Below are 16964 nucleotides of genomic sequence, written 5' to 3'. Positions count from 1 at the left end.
CCCTGAAGCCCGCGTTGATGTGAAGTATCAACTTTGACCTGGTTGAATACCTTTTAGGTATCGATAGCGGCCCCAAGCCCCTCAGCGGTCTCGATAATTGCCGCAAGAGGTGGCGTCACCTCGTTGCGACGCCACGCGAGTCGCACCTCGACCTCGCCGAGCGAAGGCTCGAGTGGCAAAAACGCGACGGTGTGCACCGGCACATTTTCACGCACTCCCGAGAAGGTAAGTGCCACGCCGATACCCGCATCGACCATGAGCAGCTGCGTGGCCGAATCGGCAGCGGTTTCAACGATGCGCGGCACAAACTTACCCCGCAGTGCAAGCTCATGGAGTCGAGACGAGAGCGTCGATCCACTGCCCCCGGGCAGCACCACCCACGGCTCTGCCGCAAGATCCGTCGCCGACACCGCACGCTGCGAGGTGAGCCTGTGGTTTCGAGGCAGCGCAAGCACAAGTTGCTCCCGAGCAATGACTCGCGAGTCTATATCCGGCGGCAGTACATCCCAGCGCCCGACAACGGCGTCGAGCGCACCCGCCTTGAGTCGCTCGAGCCCGGGCTGTGACAGCTGCGAGCCCTGCAGTGCGATGGTGAGGTCTGGCCGATCCACATGAGCTCTGCGCACCAACTCGCTCACGACTGAATTCATCGACGCGCCTGAGAATCCGAGGCGCACGCGGCCGGTCTCGCCGCGCTGCACCCGCCGCACGAGGTGCAACATGCGCTCAGACTGCATAATGAGTTCGCGCGCGGGCTCAACAAGCGCCTCGCCCACTGGGGTGAGAGACACCTGACGAGGGCTACGCACGAACAGCTCGGCGTCGAGCTCTCGTTCGAGCGCGCGAATCATGCGGCTCAGCGGCGGCTGCGCGATGTGCAGGCGCTCGGCAGCGCGACCGAAGTGTAGTTCTTCGGCGACCGCGAGAAAGGCCCGCGCTTTGTTGATTTCCATTGGATCGAGCGTACTCTGTCGAAGTGCGTCTGTCTCAGCGCGGTCCCGTCAGGCAAGCACGATCGGCACCTGGGCCCAGCCGCTCGCTGGCGGGCGCTCGCGCAGTGGCTTCTCGCCCGCATACATCGTGATGGTGTCGGTCTGGTTCAAGAGTTCTGAGACGATGACTCGTAGCTCCATGAGGGTGAGTGCGCGGCCGGGGCACACGTGCGGCCCGATACCGAAGACGAGGTTCTGCGCTTGATTCGCGTCGGGGTTGAACGAGTCGGGCGACTCGAAGACCTCAGAGTCACGGTTCGCCGATGTCCAATTGAGGTGCACCCTCGTGCCAGCAGGCACATCAACCCCCGCAATCTGCGTATCGCGAGTCGTGACGCGACGGTTTGAGACAAACGGGTTGTCGATGCGGAGTACTTCTTCGAGCGCGTCTTCGAACTGGCGCGGATCTGCAGCGGCCAAGAGCTCGCGAAGATACCGCTGCAACGCTACGTCGGTTGCGATGTGGTGCACGATCACGCCGACGCACGCAGCGAGCGAACCTAGGTCTCCCGCGGTCCAGTTACGCAGGATCGACACGATCTCCTCGTGCTCGAGCGGTCGCCCGTCGACCTGCTCGCGGGTGAGCCGGGCGGTAACGCTCTCCGGGTCTCCAGACTTGCTCGCGTCAAGCACGCGCGTGATGATTGCGTCGAAGCGATCCGCAATCTCGGCGAGCTGCGCGTCATTGCCCTCACGGCTCGCATCCCGCTTGTCATTGACCCAGGTGACGAGATCATTCTCGACATCTTCTGGCCACCCGAGCCACGTGCTCTGCGCTCGCACTGCGAACGTGGTGCCGATGTCAATCACCGTGCGCACCATCTCGCCGCGGGCAAGACCCGCAACAATCGCTGACGCATGCGCCCGGCACTGCGCCTCCTGCGCCGCCACCTCTTCGTCGGTGAAGTAGGTGTCGATGAGGTCGCGGTACGTTCGGTGTTCGTCACCGTCGAGGCTGTTCGGTATCGCCCGAAATCGCGAAACCGCGCTCGAGAACGTCTCGGCGTCGATCGCTGCGTCGCGCACCTCGGCATGCGAGAGCACCGGTTACGCTTCCGTCTGATTCGTGATGCACCGGGCAGACTGCTCGCTGTGCGTCGAGATTTGCACGCAGGTCATTCGACACCTCCATCGCAAGGTGTGGATCGCTCGTGGGGCGCGCTGCTTCGGCGTTCATCGCAGTTCCTTTCACGTGGATCGCCTCGGCGGATGCCCCGCCGAGGCCTCTCGTTGTTCCAGCAAATGGTCGAGTAGGTCGCCCAGTATCGCAAGGCCATCGGCAACGCCCCCGCGGGACCCGGGCAGGTTCATCACAAACGTGCCATCAGCAAATCCCGCGACGCCTCGTGTCAGCGCTGCGTACTTGGTGTTTTCTTGTCCGCGTTCTCTGAGCAGGTTGACAAGCCCTGGAAGCTCGACATCGAGCAGCGGGCGGGTCTCTTCGGGCGTACTGTCGTCGCGTGCGATCCCGGTACCTCCGGTCGTGAGCACGACACGGTGTCCCTGATCCACTTGCGCGCGCAGCGCTGCCCCCACCGCCTCACCATCGGCGACGACTACGGCCTCAGCTGTCTCGAAGCCGCGCGCTTGGAGCCACGCGCGAATCACCGGGCCGGTCTCATCAACGGCAGCCCCTGATGCCGCCGACGTGGACACCACGATGACGGCCGCGCTTCGGGCAGCTCCGGGATTCATTCGACCGACCAGTCCCCGCTCTTGCCACCGCTCTTTTCGCAGACGCGAATGCCTGTGACCGATGCGTGGCGATCCACCGCTTTCGTCATGTCGTAGAGCGTGAGCGCCGCAACACTCACCGCGGTGAGCGCCTCCATCTCAACCCCCGTGACGCCCTTCGTCGTGACGCTCGCGACTACCCGCACACGGTCATCGTGTGATTCGAAGTCGATCTCGATGCGCGTGAGCGGCAGTGGGTGGCAGAGCGGAATAAGGTCTGAGGTGCGCTTGGCGGCCATGATTCCGGCGATGCGCGCGGTGCCGAGCGCTTCACCCTTCGGCAAGTCACCATTCATAAGACGCGCAACTGTGTCGAGCGTGGACACAAAGTACGCCTCGGCTGTCGCCGTGCGCTTGGTGACGGCTTTGTCAGTGACGTCAACCATGTGCGCGCTGCCGTCGGCTCGCAAGTGAGTGAGCCCTTCTGGGTGCAGCTGCTCAGTCATTAAACCTCCAGGTTTCAACGGTGGTGCCGGCCTCTGCGTGTGCGAGGCCTACGGGCAGGTGTACGAGCACATCGGCCGCGGCGAGGTCGCCGATGAGGTGCGATCCCGGCCCCGACAGGCTGACCGTGCCGTCTGAGTTCACGCTCCCCCGCCGAATCTGGTGCTTAGCGGGTGGCGAGTCGACGTCGTGGGCGAGCGGTAGGTGCGCGATGTCGGGCGTGGTGGATCGGCCAGCCAGCCCCTTGAGCGTTGGCGCGAGAAACAACTCGAGAGACAGCAACGAGCTCACGGGGTTACCCGGAAAGCACAGCACCGGAACTCGCCCACTTGAGCTGTCGATCTCTCCGAGGCCCTGGGGGCCGCCGGGCTGCATCGCGACCGAACCAAACCACACCCCGAGCGGAGCGAGTGCCGCGCGCACGACCTCGTATGCGCCCTTGCTGATACCGCCAGACGTCACTACGAGGTGGTACTCGCCCGTCACCCCGTGCAGAGCTCGGAGAAACTCGTCGGGATTGTCGCCCGTTCGCACGACTCGCACCTCGGCACCGAGTTCGCGCAGTGCGGCCGCGAGCATGGGCGTGTTTGCGTCGTAGATGTGCCCCTGTGAAAGCGTGGTCTGCGCTCCGTGCGTGAGCTCGTCACCGGTCGCGCACAGCAGCACCTGTATCCGCGGGCGAACCTGCGCTCGAGTCACGCCGACAGCCGCCGCCGCACCAATGCGAGCCGGAGTCAGGCGAGTCCCGGCATCCAGCACTGTGTCCCCCACCGCGATGTCTTCGGCTGCGAACCTGACGAACGCTCCGTGTGTGACCGGTTCGAGGAACGTCGCGCTCCCGGCAGGCGTTCGCCCGCTCGTCTGCTCCACGGCGCGAACAAGCTCAGGAAACTCGGGCGACATTGTCGCCTCGACAGGCACAACCGCATCGGCACCCACAGGAATCGCTGCACCCGTCATCACGGGTGACGCAGTTCGAGACGCGTGCACAACCGGGGCATCTCCAGCCGCTGCCGTAAGGCCGAGCGGAAGCGTAACCGGATTCTCGTTGGACGCGCGCAGCAAGTCGGCAGCACACACTGCATACCCATCCATCTGCGAATTATCGAACGCCGGAACCGGCGAGTGCGCGGTGATTGCGGTTGCAAGGACTCGCCCCAGAGCATCGGGATCCGCGAGATTCACACCCTCAAAGCGCCCACTCAGCGATTCGATCAGCGGAGTGAGCAGTGCGGTCACTTCGTCGCGGTGCTGCTCAAGTGTCCGTACACCGGGGGCGATAGTCATCGCGCTACCCACCCGCGAATGGGGGCAACACGTCGACCTCTAGACCGCCTATGGGCCCCGGATCTCGGCGCACCTGGCCGTCTATGAGAAACGATCCACCGCGAAGCGCCCGATCCATCGCATCACCGTGCTTCTCAACGAGCGCACCGCGCAACCACTCAAGCGTTGCCCCGGTAGGCGCTGCCCACTCTTCTTGCCCGGTGCCGGCCGCATCTTCTGCCGCAGCAAAGTAACGCACGGTGATCGTAGCCATGGCCCCATTGTATGAGGCGCGGCAAGTATCATGCGAGTATGAGGTCTCGCGAAGCCGATTCACCGCGACCCGCGCCGCTCGTCGGGCCCGGGCCGCAGCTCACTCGTGACCAGCAGGAGCGAGCATCGAGACAAATGCTGCTGCCCGACTTTGGTGACGAGGCCCAGCGCAGGCTCCAAGCTGCCCGGGTACTCATTGTTGGCGCGGGAGGGCTCGGGAGCGCGAGTGTGCCATACCTTGCAGGCGCAGGCGTCGGCACCATCGGCATCATCGACAACGACGTCGTCGAGCTCTCGAACCTACACCGACAAATTGGGCATCAAACAGCAGACCTCGGTCGACGCAAGACCACCTCACTGAGAGAAACGGCACTCGCGCTCAACCCCGGCACGAACGTGATCGAACACGACCTGCGCCTCACGTCTTCGAATGCACTCGAGATCTTCAGCAAATACGACCTGGTAATCGACGGCAGCGACAACTTTCCAACCCGCTATCTCGTGAATGACGCGGCGTCACTCGCCGGTATTCCACTCGTGTGGGGTTCGATTCTCGGGCACCACGGTCAGGTAAGTGTCGCGTGGCACGCATATGGCCCGGGGTACCGTGATCTCTTCCCACAACCGCCCGATCCCGGCGACGTCGTTACCTGCGCGTCAGGCGGGGTACTGCCGGGGCTCTGCGGCACGATCGGGTCGCTCCTCGTCACCGAGGCAATGAAGCTCATCACAGGTAGCGGCGAGCCTCTTATCGGGCGCGTACTCGTGTACGACGCGATGCGCGCGAGCACCCGCGAGATTCGATACGGGCGCGACGAGCTCGCACCAAAGATCACCGAACTCATTGATTACGAACTCTTCTGCGCGGGAGAACAGGCACCACGCTCGATCACCGCGACAGAGCTGATAGCGCGGCTCGAATCGGGCAGGCCCACCCTGCTTGACGTGCGCAACGCTGATGAGCGTGAGGCCGCACGCATAGTGCCGTCGATTGCGGTACCACTGCCGGAGCTTGAGGCGGGCGACCTTGTTGAGTCGCTTGAGCCCGGAGCCCGCGTCACCGTGTACTGTGCGAAGGGTCCGCGATCCATACGGGCCACAAACCTGCTCAAGGAACACGGCATCGACGCCGAATACTTGGCGGGCGGTATTGAGCAGTTCGCTCGCGAGGCGCCGCAGCTCATTGAGTCCGGAAACGAATCACGATTGGAATCAGCATGACCGAGACTGCGACAGGCGTGTTTGCGCGGGTGACAGACACCCCAATTGACGAGGCTGCTGTTCGCGAGGCGGTGAATGCACCCGACTGTGGTGCGGTGACGTTGTTTCACGGAGTCATTCGCAACCATGACGGCGGCGAAGACGTGCGCGCGCTCGACTACAGCTCGCATCCGCTCGCGGAGGAGCTGCTCGCGAAAGTCGTGCGCGAGGAGACCGAGCGAACTGGCGTGAGGCTCGCGGCCTGGCACCGGGTCGGCTCGCTCGAGATCGGCGATGCGGCACTGGTTGCGGCAGCCGCATCTGCCCACCGCGCAGAGGCATTCGCGGCGATCGAGACGCTCGTTGAGCGGATCAAAACCGAAGTGCCGATTTGGAAGCGGCAGCACTACACGAGCGGCTCATCTGACTGGGTCGGGCTCTAGGCATTCAAGCCAGCCTCAACCGCCGATGTAGGACATTTCGATGCGCCGCGTCGATCCACCGCGATTCGCGCTCGCTTGTGAGCGGATCTCGGAATAGCGGTCGTCACGCTCGTGCCACACGCCGGTGAGTGCGGCAGCAAGCTCGTCGTCTGCCGCTCCGCTGCGCAGAAGCGCACGCAGGTCGGTGCCCTCGCTTGCGAACAAGCAGGTGAAGAGCTTGCCCTCGGCGGAGACGCGGGCGCGGGTGCAGTCGCCGCAGAACGCGCCGGTCACGCTTGATATGACGCCAATCTCTCCCGGTGTGCCGTCTGCGTAACGCCAGCGCTTCGCAGTTTCTCCCGGGTGCGCAGGAGCGACCGGCACGAGCGGGTACACCTCGGAGATACGGCTGATGACCTCAGCGGATGGCACCACGTCTTTCAGTTCCCACCCGTTCGAGCTGCCGACATCCATGTACTCGATGAACCGAAGCGGGTGCGGGGCGCCCCTGAAATGCTCGGCGAGTTCTAAAATCTCGTCGTCGTTCATGCCCCGCTTGAGCACAGTGTTCACCTTCACCGGGCCAAGCCCCGCGGCCTCGGCCGCCACTATCGCTTCAAGCACTCTTCTCACCGGAAAGCGCACGTCGTTCATCGCCTGAAAACGCTCATCTCGCAGCGAATCGAGCGAGATTGTCACGCGCCCGAGACCCGCTGCGGCGAGCGCCTCCGCCTTCACCGGCAGCGCCGACCCGTTCGTCGTGAGTGCAAGGTCGAGCGGCGTACCGTCAGGGGTGTGGATCGCGGCAAGCCGCGCAACGAGTTCTTCGACGCCGCGCCGCAATAGCGGCTCTCCGCCCGTCAACCGCAGCTTGCGCACGCCAAGCGATACGGCGACACGGGCGAGGCGCTCAATCTCTTCGAAGGTGAGCAGTTCTGAGCGCTCCATGAACTGAAAGTCTCTGCCGAAAATTTCTTTTGGCATGCAATAGACACAGCGGAAGTTGCACCGATCGGTGATCGAGATGCGAAGGTCATGAAGTTCGCGGCCGAGTCGGTCGGTCAGGCCAGTCGCTGGCAGCATCGTCGCTCCCCGCCCGGGCGCGGAGCGGAACTCTCCTTGGCGTGCTGCCGACTCGTGAGATCGAGCGCTCATGCCTTCAGCCTATCTCTCGCTAGGCTTGATTCAGGTTACGATTCCAAGAAACCGATATAGAGGGGAACTTCATGCGTCAGCGTCGCTTTGTTCCCGTGCTTGCGGCCAGTTTCCTCGCCTTAAGCTCGACGCTCGTCGCCTGCTCATCTACGTCCGCCCCTGGTGCTGATGCCGAGAGCGGCACGGCCGCTGTCGAGGTGCAAGAGATCACTGTCTTTGCGGCCGCATCACTCAAAGGTGCGTTCGAGGAAATCGCAACGGCATTCGAGGCCGAACATGCCGGCATCGTCGTCGAGCAACTTGTCACCGATGGCTCGTCAACACTCGCGACGCAAATCAACGAGGGTGCTCCGGCCGATGTGTTCGCCTCTGCCGACGAGAAAAACATGCAGATCGTCGTCAATGCCGGGAACGCGGAATCCCCAGAGCTGTTTGCGTCGAACACGCTCGTCGTGGCCGTGCCCTCGGGTAATCCGGGCGGCGTCGAATCACTCGCCAATCTTGCGAATGTCACCACGGTGTTGTGCGCGCCGGAGGTGCCGTGCGGGAGCGCCTCTGTTCGCCTGCTCGAAGCCGCAGATGTTTCGGTGACGCCCGCAAGCCTCGAACAGAACGTGACGGCTGTCTTGCAGAAGGTAGCTGCCAATGAGGCAGACGCAGGACTCGTATACGCGACCGATGTGATCGGTGACGCCCAGGTCGAGAGCTTCGAACCCGAGGGTGCAGAAGAAGTCGTGAACCGCTACCCGCTCGTCGCACTCAAAGGCACAGCCGAGCCCAACGCAGCACAGGCATTCGTTGACTTCGTGCTCAGCGAAGCAGGCCAAGAGATCCTGGCGAAGTATGGATTCAGTGGCGCATAAGCAACGTGGTTTGCGTACCAACGACACCGGAAGTCGGGCTCCGCTTGCTGCCCTTCTCCCCGCCGTGCTCGGCCTCGCCCTCCTCGTATTTCCGCTCATCGCGCTCATCTCACGCGCCTCGTGGTCGACGCTGTGGCAAGACATCACCTCTGAAACAGCACTCCAGGCGCTCGGCCTCTCGTTCGGAACGGCGCTCGCCGCGACAGTCCTGTGCGTGCTCTTCGGAGTGCCGCTCGCGCTACTCATGGCCCGCTCGAGCGCTCGCACGTCTGCGTTACTGCGCACCCTGGTCGCGGTGCCGCTCGTGCTGCCGCCGATGGTGGGCGGCGTAGCTCTGCTGTTTCTGTTCGGGCGCTCGAGCCCGATCGGTCAGGCGATCGACAGCCTCTGGGGCATCACGCTGCCGTTCACTACCCCTGCCGTCGTATTGGCACAGGCATTTGTGGCGCTCCCTTTCTTGGTGCTTGCGGTCGAAGGCACGTTGCGCGGCTCGGGAGTGCGCTACGAGCAGGCTGCTGCTGGCCTCGGTGCCGGAAGGTGGATGGTGCTCACACGCATCACACTTCCGCTCGCAGCGCCGGGCCTGCTTGCTGGGGTGATCTTGAGCTTCGCGCGGGCCCTCGGAGAGTTTGGGGCGACCGCACTGTTTGCCGGCAATGCCCCCGGCGTGACACAGACCATGCCGCTCGCGATCTACACCGCATTCAACGGTGGTGGCGACGGGCGCGGCCCGGCTGTTGCGCTGTCGCTACTCCTTCTCGCTGCCGCGCTTCTCGTACTCCTCACTCTGCGCGCTTGGAGACCGGGAGCACTCAAATGAGCGAGACGCTGCAGACCTCAGCCCTCTCGGCTTCATTTTCCGTGCACCGGCCAGGCTTTTCACTCGACATCACGATTGACGCGCTACCCGGCGAAACCATCGCAATCATGGGCCCCTCCGGCGCGGGCAAGACCACAGTGCTCGGTGCGCTCTCGGGGCTCATCCCCATCGACGCCGGCCGAATTCAGCTCGGCGACCGTGTGCTCGCGGATCGAGAACGCGAGGTGCATGTCGCTCCGAGCAAGCGGCGCGTGAGTAGCCTCGGTCAAGAAGGCGACCTATTTCCGCACATGACAGCGCTGCAGAATATCGCGTTCGCGGCCCGCGCGCGGGGTGTGGATCGAGAGACCGCGCTCTCCGAGGCCGGTCAATGGCTCGAGCGGATCGGCCTCACAGCCCTGACCTCGAACCGACCCTCAGAGCTCTCTGGTGGGCAGGCGAAGCGGATCGCGCTCGTACGTGCGCTCGCTGCGCGACCTCAGCTCCTCCTAGTCGATGAGCCGCTCGTGTCGCTCGACGTGGAGGCCGCGCAGGACATGCGTGAACTCATCACCGCACAGCTCCAGGAGCACCCCACCACTACGGTTCTCGTGTCTCACGATGCGCGCGACGCAGAACAGCTCGCCTCCCGCCTATTCATTGTTGAGGGAGGCGAGATCACTCAGGCAGGATCGGTGAGTGAGGTGCTCGACGAACCAGCAACCCGATTCGTTCGCGCACTCGCCCGCTCAACCGGCCGCTCGACCGATCACTCAACTGTGGAAACTGAGTAGATCCGCTACGGCCTGCGCAGCTTCTTCTCGTCGGGCTGCGTGATCGGATCCCACCCGCGCTTCACCGGGCGACTTCCCTGCTGTACCGCGTCACGTGAGCGATAAACGACATATGGCCTGAACAGGTATCCGATTGGAGCCGAAAACACGTGAACGAGCCTCGTGAATGGCCAGAGTGCGAACAGCAGCAGTGCACTAATGACGTGGAGCTGGAAGAGCAGCGGAACATCGACCATGAGTTCTGGCTTGGGCTGGAAGATGAACAGATCTCTGATCCACGGTGAGATGGTCTCCCGGTAGTGGAATCCGGCACCAAAGACTTGATAGACCACGGTCGCAAGGGTTCCGAAGCCGAGTGCGGCCCCGAGAAACACGTACATGACCTTGTCCATGACCGTGGTTGCAAGAAACACTGGGCCAACGGTTCGCCTGCGGAAGATGAGAATCGCGAGACCGGCAAGCGTGAGTACCGCCGCAAACGTGCCCATCACAGTCGCACCAATGTGATACATCTGCTCGGAGATACCTATGGCGTATAACCATTCCCTCGGTATGAACAGACCCACTGCGTGGCCGACGATGACCATGAGAATACCGAAGTGAAACATCGGTGATCCCCAGCGGAGCAGCCGACTCTCATAGGTCTGGCTCGACCGGGTCGTCCAACCAAACTTGTCATATCGGTAGCGCCAGATGTGCCCCACAATGAAGACCGCGCCGCAAACGTACGGCAGCGCAACCCAGAGCACAATGTCGAGCGGATTCATGATTCCTCCCGTGACTTGAACGGTGGCAGGTTGCCGAGAAAACTGAGGCCTACGGTCTCAGTGGGTGGCCCCTCTGTTACGAGGGCGAGTACCCGTTCGCGGGTTTTCCGGTCGACGGGCGGGAGCGAGAGTGTGATGGTGCGCACCACCTGCGCCCAAGGGCTGTTCATGCCTTCGAGCGCCGCGCGCAACACCTCAATCCCTTCGAGATGCGAGGCAAGCAGCGCCTCTGAGATTGGGTCTTCAGACACGGCCGAGAACTCAAGCACCATCGGCAGGTAATCCGAGAGCTCGTCGGCATCAACTTCCCACCCTGCGGCTCGATAGGCCTCGATGAACGTCACGAGCGCGGTTCCGCGCTTGCGAGTGTCCCCGGTCGCGAAGTACGTCAGGTACAGACTGCACTTACGCTTCATGTCGAACGTCACGACATACTGCTTCTGCCAAGTATCGATGCCTGCGGCGCGAGCCTCAGCAATGAATGTGCGCAGTGGATCGGCGATCGGCGTAGGCAATGTACTCGCCTCGCGCTCGAGCACGTCAAGTCGCGCAAACCACTCTTCGGTCGGGTAGTCGAGCAGCAGCGAAGCGAGCATATGCGCGCGCGACCGCTCGTTCCGGTTCAGCTTTACCGGAACGAGCGCATCGGGCAATGCCTGCTTGCGCGTGACTCTGTTTTTGAGGGCCGTGATACTCATCTACTGGCCCTCGTGATCCTTGGGTGGGAACAGGCCCGATGGTGTGCCGTTTCCATCCCAGTTCAGCAGGTTGATGCGTCCCGGAGTCGACGGGCGATCCGCCGTCTGCCGGTTCTGCAGTGACTGGAAGTTTTCAACGGCGACCGGCACTTGCTGGCCGCTCGAGGAGCCGAACGGACCTGCACCCCCCATGCCAGGGCCGCCGTCGAAGTCGAGTGAACAGCCCATCTCTTCGAGATCGTGAGCCTGCTCGGCGTGCGCCGGTGGAATAACGTATCGTTCCTCGTACTTCGCGATGGCGAGCAGTCGATACATCTCTTCGATTTGCGGACCGGTCATGCCCACCGCGTTCGCGATGCTTTCGTCGCGTTCGTCGTCAATGCTTACTCCTCGCATGTACGAACGCATCGCGGCGAGCTTGCGAAGTGCCAGGTCGACGGGCTTCACATCACCCGCCGTAAACAGTTCGGCGAGGTAGCTGATCGGAATGCGCAGCTTGTCGATCGCCGCGAACAGTGTCCGAGCATCTTCACCGTCGTTGCCCGATCCAGACACAACATCAACAATTGGTGACAGCGGCGGGATGTACCAAACCATCGGCATGGTGCGGTACTCGGGGTGCAGCGGTAGCGCGACCTCATAGTCGTGAATGAGTTTCCAGATCGGGCTCGCCTGTGCTGCCGCGATCCAGTCCTCAGGAATGCCCTCTGCCTGCGCAGCGCGCACAACCTCGGGGTCGTGCGGGTCAAGCAGCACCGAACGCTGAGCTGCAAGCAACTCGTGCGGATCTTCGACGCTCGCCGCCTCAGCAACACGATCTGCATCGTACAACACGAGGCCCAAGTAGCGGAGGCGACCGACACAGGTTTCAGCGCACACCGTCGGCAGACCGACCTCAATGCGGGGGTAGCAGAACGTGCACTTCTCGGCCTTGCCCGTGCGGTGGTTGAAGTACACCTTCTTGTACGGGCATCCCGAGATACACATGCGCCAGCCCCGGCAGGCGTCTTGATCGACGAGTACGATGCCGTCTTCCTGACGCTTGTACATTGCGCCTGACGGGCACGATGCGACACACGACGGGTTCAGGCAGTGCTCGCAGATGCGCGGCAAGTAGAACATGAACGCCTTCTCGTATTCGGCGTTCACCTCTTCGCTCATCTTCTGCAGAATCGGGTCGTCTTGCATCGTCTCAAGCGATCCACCGAGGTTGTCATCCCAGTTTGCCGACCACCCAATCTTCATGTCCTTGCCCGTGAGCAGGCTCTTCGGCTTCGCCACCGGGGTGTGCTCGCCCTGCGGCGAGTTGAGAAGCATGTCGTAGTCGTATGTCCATGGCTCGTAGTAGTCGTGGATCTCTGGGAGCTTCGGGTTGGAGAAGATGCGCGAGAGCTTATGCAGACGACCTCCGTCGCGCAGCCTCAGGCGCCCCTTCTTGTCACGGACCCAGCCGCCCTTCCACTTCTCCTGATCCTCGTACCCGCGGGGGTACCCCACGCCGGGCCTCGTCTCAACGTTGTTGAACCAGACGTACTCAACACCCGAACGGTTGGTCCAGGCCTGCTTACAGGTCACCGAACACGTGTGACAGCCGATGCATTTGTCGAGATTCATCACCATCGACATTTGGGCCATTACTTTCATGAGTAGCGCACCTCCTGGTTGCGGCGACGAATCGTCGTCACTTCATCGCGTTGGTTGCCTGTCGGTCCGAGGTAGTTGAACGCCCACGCGAGTTGCGCGTACCCGCCAATGAGGTGGCTCGGCTTCATGAGAATTCGCGTGAGTGAGTTGTGGATCCCGCCTCGCAGGCCACTCGTCTCAGTAATCGGCACGTCCACCGTGCGATCCTTCGCGTGGTACATGTACACCGTTCCCTCTGGCATGCGGTGCGACACGATTGCGCGAGCGACTACGACGCCGTTGCGGTTGTAGGACTCGATCCACTCATTGTCGCGAACGCCAATCTTCGCGGCATCTTCGACACTCATCCAGATCGTAGGGCCGCCGCGCGAGAGCGAAAGCATGAAGAGGTTGTCTTGGTATTCAGAGTGGATCGACCACTTCGAGTGTGGTGTCAGGTACCGCACTGACACCTCGGAGCTGCCCGAAACCGAATCGACACCCTGCGCACCGACCTGGGCGTCGCCGAACAGGCGATGCATGTCGAGCGGAGGCCGGAAGATCGGGAGATTCTCCCCGAGGTCTTCCATCCAGTCGTGGTCGAGATAGAAGTGCTGGCGACCCGTGAGGGTGTGCCAGGGCTTCAGGTGCTCGACGTTGATCGCAAACGCCGTGTATCGCCTGCCGCCGTGCTCGGAGCCCGACCACTCGGGTGAGGTGATGACGCTGCGAGGCTGCACCTGCACGTCGTGGAACGATATGCGCGACCCCTCGTGTTCTTCCGAGAGGAACGCCATCTGCTGGCCGGTCTGCTGCTCGAGCTTTTTGAAGCCCTGAGTGGCAAGTCGGCCGTTGCTCGTGCCCGAGAGCGCGAGAATCATTTCGCACGCGCGCCTGTCGGAGTCGAGTCGCACAGACCCTGCGAACGGACCCGAGGGAACCGTACCGTTGAGCTCTGCGAGTTTCTTCAGCTCAGGTTCAACGCGGTAGTTGATTCCCTTGGTCGTGAGGCCAAGCTTCTCTGCCAGAGGCCCGAGCGTGCGCCACTTCTCGAAGAGATTCGGGTAGTCACGCTCGACCACCGTGAGCTTTGGCATCGTTACCCCGGGCACCAGCGGCATGTCTTCGACCCGGCCCTTCGGCGTTGCCATCACGTCTGCGGTGTCGTGCGTCAGCGGTGTGGCGACGATGTCTTTGCGCACCCCGAGATGCTTCTCGGAGAGTTCGCTGAACCGCTTCGCCATGAGCCCGAACAACTCGTAGTCTGTCTTCGTTTGCCACGGCGGTGCGATCGCGGGGTTAAACGAGTGGATGAACGGGTGCATGTCGGTTGATGACAGGTCGTACTTCTCGTACCAGGTGGCCGCGGGGAACACGAGGTCTGAGAAGAGGGTCGTGCTCGTCATGCGGAAGTCGGCAGTCGCGAGCAGATCGAGCTTGCCCTCGGGTGCTTCGTCGTGCCAGACCATATCGCGGGGCCTCGACCCCTCGGCCGCTTCGGGTGCGCGAATCGCGGCGTCAGTACCGAGGAGGTGCTTGAGGAAGTACTCGTTACCCTTGCCCGACGAGCCGAGAATGTTCGCGCGCCACACGAGCACGACACGCGGGAAGTTCTCGGGAGCATCTGGATCCTCAACCGAATAGCCAAGGCTCCCATCGTTCAGGGAATCGACAATGTGCGCCGCAGGTTCTTTGCCCGCCGCTTCAGCCTCGTCGACAAGATCGAGCGGATTGCGGTCGAAGGTTGGGTAACTCGGCATCCACCCGCGCTTCACCGATTCGACCAGGCAATCAGCCGTCGTCTTGTCCTCAAAGCTTCCGCGTGCCAGCGGAGATGCAAGCTGATCCGCGGGCAATCCATCGTAACGCCACTGGTCGGTTGCGAGGTACCAAAACGCCGTACCGATGGTGTGGCGAGGTGGCCGGTTCCAGTCGCCAGCAGATGCATACTGCTGGTACCCGGTAATCGGTCGCACCTTCTCTTGGCCGACGTAGTGTGCCCAGCCGCCACCGTTGACTCCCTGACAGCCCGTCATCATCGTGAGTGCAAGGAAGGTGCGGTAAATGGTGTCTGAGTGGAACCAGTGGTTCGTACCGGCCCCATGAGAATCATCGAGCGGCCACCCGAGCGATCTGCGTTGTCGGCGAACTCGCGAGCAATGCGGATCGCCTGCTCTGGTGGCACAGACGTGAGCTCTTCTTGCCACGCCGGGGTGCCAGGCGACTGCGCATCGTCATACCCCGTTGGCCATTCACCGGGCATGCCATCGCGACCGACACCGTACTGCGCAAGCATGAGGTCGAACACTGTCGTAACCGTCTGACCCGCAACGGTGCGTACGGGAACTCCGCGGCGAATTGTTCCCGATCCACCGGCGTGTTCTTGACCCGCCTCGGGCGCGAGGTCGAACCGCGGAAGCAAGATCTCTCGCACTTCGCCGTCCCATGAAGCGAGGTCTGCGATCGACAGCGGCGGGGTAACGCCCTCGAGGTCAAGGTTCCAGCGGCCCTCGTCCTCTGGAGTGAAGCGGTGGCCGAGTGAGCCGTTCGGAACCACCGCGTTTCCGTGCTCGTCGAGCAACACGGTCTTGAAGTCAGCACGGGGTAGGCTGCTCCGCTCGTCTTCCAGATCGGAAGCGGTGAGGAACTTGCCCGGCACAAGCCCGCCGTCAGGGTGCTGCTCGAGCGCAACGAGATAGGGCGAATCGGTGAACTTCTGCATGTACTCTTCGAAGCGAGCCGTGCGCTTCTCGACGTAGTGCTCACGCAGAATGACATGCCCCATCGCCATGCCGAGCGCCGCATCGGTGCCCGGGTGGAGTGACACCCACTCATCTGCGAACTTCGTGTTGTCGGTGTAGTCGGGTGAGACGGTCACGACCTTCTGGCCGCGGTAGCGCGCCTCAGTCATGAAGTGGGCGTCAGGGGTGCGGGTCACCGGCACGTTCGAGCCCCACATAATGAGGTAACCGGCGTTCCACCAGTCCGCCGACTCCGGCACGTCAGTCTGGTCGCCGAACACCTGCGGGCTCGCCACGGGAAGGTCGGCGTACCAGTCGTAGAATGACAACATCGTGCCGCCAACGAGGTTGAGATACCGTGAACCGGCACCGTGAGAGACCATCGACATCGCCGGAATCGGCGAGAATCCTGCGATACGGTCGGGCCCATATTTCTTGACCGAATACACCTGGGCTGCCGAAGCGATCTCCATCGCTTCCTCCCAAGTGGTGCGGATCAGCCCACCCTTGCCACGCGCACTCTTGTACTTGCGTGCAAGTTCTGGATTCTCCACGATCGAAGCCCAGGCCTCAACCGGATCTGGATGCTGGCGTTTTGCCTCTCGATAGATCTCCGCGAGAACGCCGCGAATATATGGGTAGCGCACGCGCGTCGGCGAATAGGTGTACCAACTGAAGGCTGCACCGCGTGGGCAGCCACGCGGCTCATACTCGGGTGAGTTCGGGCCAACAGATGGGTAGTCAGTCTGCTGCGCTTCCCAGGTGATGACGCCGTCTTTGACGTACACCTTCCATGAGCATGAGCCCGTGCAGTTCACGCCGTGCGTCGAGCGCACCACCTTGTCATGCGCCCAGCGGTCGCGGTAGAACACATCGCCCTGCCTCCCACCATCAAGAAACAGCGCACGTAAGTCCTGCGACTGTTCGCCGGGACGAAGGAAACGCCCCATCTTCAGTAGCGTGTCGGCGAGCGCACCATCGGTTGCAGCGTGTGTCTGCACGTTCGGCCTGTCGTTCATGGCGGAACTCCTCCCCCGGAAAACGTTGTCTCCCCAAGAGTCTCCCTTTTTGCGACGAATTGGAACCCTTTGCACCGTGTTTATTCAGATCGTGACATCTGATGATTAATTCTGAATAATCACGGGCAAAGCACTAGTCAGGCAGCCTGATCCACGGCTAGTCTCAGGCTCAAC

Annotated in this window: 16 protein-coding genes and 1 pseudogene; 5 read left to right on the top strand and 12 right to left on the bottom strand. The window is 62.5% G+C overall.

Annotated elements, in window-relative coordinates:
* Positions 1 to 53 precede the first annotated feature (53 nt).
* The 7 genes from H9L06_RS10295 to H9L06_RS10265 are packed head-to-tail and all read right to left on the bottom strand — an operon-like array spanning position 54 to position 4710.
* Entirely contained in the window at positions 54 to 953 is a 900-nt protein-coding gene (locus H9L06_RS10295; protein WP_187555081.1) for a LysR substrate-binding domain-containing protein, read from the bottom strand.
* 48 nt (positions 954 to 1001) lie between these two features.
* Positions 1002 to 2018 (bottom strand): cytochrome P450, encoded by a 1017-nt coding sequence (locus H9L06_RS10290; RefSeq protein WP_187555080.1) that lies wholly within the window; start codon positions 2016 to 2018, stop codon positions 1002 to 1004.
* Complete coding sequence (locus H9L06_RS10285; RefSeq protein ID WP_187555079.1) at positions 1936 to 2169, bottom strand: hypothetical protein; 234 nt, start codon at positions 2167 to 2169, stop codon at positions 1936 to 1938. The genes H9L06_RS10290 and H9L06_RS10285 overlap by 83 nt, the downstream gene beginning before the upstream one ends.
* An 11-nt stretch (positions 2170 to 2180) precedes the next feature.
* Positions 2181 to 2687 (bottom strand): MogA/MoaB family molybdenum cofactor biosynthesis protein, encoded by a 507-nt coding sequence (locus H9L06_RS10280; protein WP_187555078.1) that lies wholly within the window; start codon positions 2685 to 2687, stop codon positions 2181 to 2183.
* Entirely contained in the window at positions 2684 to 3172 is a 489-nt protein-coding gene (gene moaC, locus H9L06_RS10275; RefSeq protein ID WP_187555077.1) for a cyclic pyranopterin monophosphate synthase MoaC, read from the bottom strand. The genes H9L06_RS10280 and moaC overlap by 4 nt, the downstream gene beginning before the upstream one ends.
* Positions 3165 to 4457 (bottom strand): molybdopterin molybdotransferase MoeA, encoded by a 1293-nt coding sequence (locus H9L06_RS10270; protein ID WP_187555076.1) that lies wholly within the window; start codon positions 4455 to 4457, stop codon positions 3165 to 3167. Before H9L06_RS10270 ends, moaC begins: the two co-directional genes overlap by 8 nt.
* A 4-nt stretch (positions 4458 to 4461) precedes the next feature.
* Complete coding sequence (locus H9L06_RS10265; RefSeq protein WP_187555075.1) at positions 4462 to 4710, bottom strand: MoaD/ThiS family protein; 249 nt, start codon at positions 4708 to 4710, stop codon at positions 4462 to 4464.
* A gap of 38 nt (positions 4711 to 4748) precedes the next feature.
* On the opposite strand from H9L06_RS10265, the gene H9L06_RS10260 reads away from it, so the two are divergent.
* Complete coding sequence (locus H9L06_RS10260; protein WP_187555074.1) at positions 4749 to 5930, top strand: ThiF family adenylyltransferase; 1182 nt, start codon at positions 4749 to 4751, stop codon at positions 5928 to 5930.
* Complete coding sequence (locus H9L06_RS10255) at positions 5927 to 6352, top strand: molybdenum cofactor biosynthesis protein MoaE (RefSeq protein WP_187555073.1); 426 nt, start codon at positions 5927 to 5929, stop codon at positions 6350 to 6352. The genes H9L06_RS10260 and H9L06_RS10255 overlap by 4 nt, the downstream gene beginning before the upstream one ends.
* Positions 6353 to 6367: 15 nt before the next feature.
* On the opposite strand, the gene moaA is transcribed toward H9L06_RS10255, so the two are convergent.
* Complete coding sequence (gene moaA / locus H9L06_RS10250; RefSeq protein WP_281381609.1) at positions 6368 to 7486, bottom strand: GTP 3',8-cyclase MoaA; 1119 nt, start codon at positions 7484 to 7486, stop codon at positions 6368 to 6370.
* A gap of 71 nt (positions 7487 to 7557) precedes the next feature.
* Between moaA and modA the strand changes: the two genes are divergently transcribed.
* The 3 genes from modA to H9L06_RS10235 are packed head-to-tail and all read left to right on the top strand — an operon-like array spanning position 7558 to position 9942.
* A complete protein-coding gene (modA, locus tag H9L06_RS10245) occupies positions 7558 to 8349 on the top strand; it encodes a molybdate ABC transporter substrate-binding protein (protein ID WP_187555072.1) in 792 nt (263 codons plus the stop codon).
* Positions 8330 to 9169, top strand: a complete 840-nt coding sequence (locus H9L06_RS10240) for an ABC transporter permease (RefSeq protein WP_187555071.1) — start codon at positions 8330 to 8332, stop codon at positions 9167 to 9169. Before modA ends, H9L06_RS10240 begins: the two co-directional genes overlap by 20 nt.
* Entirely contained in the window at positions 9166 to 9942 is a 777-nt protein-coding gene (locus tag H9L06_RS10235) for an ABC transporter ATP-binding protein (RefSeq protein WP_187555070.1), read from the top strand. Before H9L06_RS10240 ends, H9L06_RS10235 begins: the two co-directional genes overlap by 4 nt.
* Before the next feature lie 5 nt (positions 9943 to 9947).
* On the opposite strand, the gene narI is transcribed toward H9L06_RS10235, so the two are convergent.
* From narI to H9L06_RS10215, 4 genes and pseudogenes are all read right to left on the bottom strand, one after another.
* On the bottom strand, positions 9948 to 10709 hold the full coding sequence (narI, locus tag H9L06_RS10230; RefSeq protein WP_187555069.1) for a respiratory nitrate reductase subunit gamma: 762 nt from the start codon (positions 10707 to 10709) through the stop codon (positions 9948 to 9950).
* On the bottom strand, positions 10706 to 11407 hold the full coding sequence (gene narJ, locus H9L06_RS10225) for a nitrate reductase molybdenum cofactor assembly chaperone (RefSeq protein WP_187555068.1): 702 nt from the start codon (positions 11405 to 11407) through the stop codon (positions 10706 to 10708). Before narJ ends, narI begins: the two co-directional genes overlap by 4 nt.
* A complete protein-coding gene (gene narH / locus H9L06_RS10220; protein WP_187555067.1) occupies positions 11408 to 13051 on the bottom strand; it encodes a nitrate reductase subunit beta in 1644 nt (547 codons plus the stop codon).
* A pseudogene (locus tag H9L06_RS10215) lies at positions 13048 to 16790 on the bottom strand (nitrate reductase subunit alpha). Before H9L06_RS10215 ends, narH begins: the two are co-directional and overlap by 4 nt.
* Between the last annotated feature and the right edge of the window lie 174 nt (positions 16791 to 16964).

This window comes from Leucobacter denitrificans, from assembly GCF_014396385.1.
Taxonomy (GTDB): Bacteria; Actinomycetota; Actinomycetes; order Actinomycetales; family Microbacteriaceae; genus Leucobacter; species Leucobacter denitrificans.
This window is presented reverse-complemented; position numbering and strand designations above follow the sequence as displayed.